The sequence below is a fragment of the Janthinobacterium sp. PC23-8 genome (assembly GCF_002250505.1).
Classification (GTDB): Bacteria; Pseudomonadota; Gammaproteobacteria; order Burkholderiales; family Burkholderiaceae_D; genus Janthinobacterium.
This window is the reverse complement of record NZ_NJGY01000001.1, coordinates 2,360,853-2,362,576: the sequence shown is the minus strand read 5'-3', so window position 1 is coordinate 2,362,576 and position 1,724 is coordinate 2,360,853. Positions and strand designations below refer to the sequence as shown.

Annotated in this window: 1 tRNA gene and 1 rRNA gene; both read left to right on the top strand. The window is 52.5% G+C overall.

The window, feature by feature from the left end:
- The first annotated feature begins 10 nt into the window (after nucleotides 1-10).
- Nucleotides 11-1,541 (top strand): 16S ribosomal RNA (locus CD932_RS10140).
- A 99-nt stretch (nucleotides 1,542-1,640) separates the two neighbouring features.
- Nucleotides 1,641-1,717: transfer RNA gene (locus CD932_RS10135), tRNA-Ile, on the top strand.
- The last annotated feature ends 7 nt before the right edge of the window (nucleotides 1,718-1,724 follow it).

The window sequence follows — 1,724 nt, the reverse complement described above, 5'->3', positions numbered from 1 at the left end:
AACAGAGATTAAACTGAAGAGTTTGATCCTGGCTCAGATTGAACGCTGGCGGCATGCCTTACACATGCAAGTCGAACGGCAGCACGGAGCTTGCTCTGGTGGCGAGTGGCGAACGGGTGAGTAATATATCGGAACGTACCCTGGAGTGGGGGATAACGTAGCGAAAGTTACGCTAATACCGCATACGATCTAAGGATGAAAGTGGGGGATCGCAAGACCTCATGCTCGTGGAGCGGCCGATATCTGATTAGCTAGTTGGTAGGGTAAAAGCCTACCAAGGCATCGATCAGTAGCTGGTCTGAGAGGACGACCAGCCACACTGGAACTGAGACACGGTCCAGACTCCTACGGGAGGCAGCAGTGGGGAATTTTGGACAATGGGCGCAAGCCTGATCCAGCAATGCCGCGTGAGTGAAGAAGGCCTTCGGGTTGTAAAGCTCTTTTGTCAGGGAAGAAACGGTGAGGGCTAATATCCTTTGCTAATGACGGTACCTGAAGAATAAGCACCGGCTAACTACGTGCCAGCAGCCGCGGTAATACGTAGGGTGCAAGCGTTAATCGGAATTACTGGGCGTAAAGCGTGCGCAGGCGGTTTTGTAAGTCTGATGTGAAATCCCCGGGCTCAACCTGGGAATTGCATTGGAGACTGCAAGGCTAGAATCTGGCAGAGGGGGGTAGAATTCCACGTGTAGCAGTGAAATGCGTAGATATGTGGAGGAACACCGATGGCGAAGGCAGCCCCCTGGGTCAAGATTGACGCTCATGCACGAAAGCGTGGGGAGCAAACAGGATTAGATACCCTGGTAGTCCACGCCCTAAACGATGTCTACTAGTTGTCGGGTCTTAATTGACTTGGTAACGCAGCTAACGCGTGAAGTAGACCGCCTGGGGAGTACGGTCGCAAGATTAAAACTCAAAGGAATTGACGGGGACCCGCACAAGCGGTGGATGATGTGGATTAATTCGATGCAACGCGAAAAACCTTACCTACCCTTGACATGGCTGGAATCCTTGAGAGATCAGGGAGTGCTCGAAAGAGAACCAGTACACAGGTGCTGCATGGCTGTCGTCAGCTCGTGTCGTGAGATGTTGGGTTAAGTCCCGCAACGAGCGCAACCCTTGTCATTAGTTGCTACGAAAGGGCACTCTAATGAGACTGCCGGTGACAAACCGGAGGAAGGTGGGGATGACGTCAAGTCCTCATGGCCCTTATGGGTAGGGCTTCACACGTCATACAATGGTACATACAGAGCGCCGCCAACCCGCGAGGGGGAGCTAATCGCAGAAAGTGTATCGTAGTCCGGATTGTAGTCTGCAACTCGACTGCATGAAGTTGGAATCGCTAGTAATCGCGGATCAGCATGTCGCGGTGAATACGTTCCCGGGTCTTGTACACACCGCCCGTCACACCATGGGAGCGGGTTTTACCAGAAGTAGGTAGCTTAACCGCAAGGAGGGCGCTTACCACGGTAGGATTCGTGACTGGGGTGAAGTCGTAACAAGGTAGCCGTATCGGAAGGTGCGGCTGGATCACCTCCTTTCTAGAGTTTGCACGAATCAGCAATGATTCACTCATTAAATGTCCACACTTATCGACTGTTAGCTGAAGAAGAAACAGTAGTCGTATGTAGCACCGCGTTGGGGCTGTAGCTCAGCTGGTTAGAGCACCGTGTTGATAACGCGGGGGTCGTTGGTTCGAGTCCAACCAGCCCTACCAGTTGATT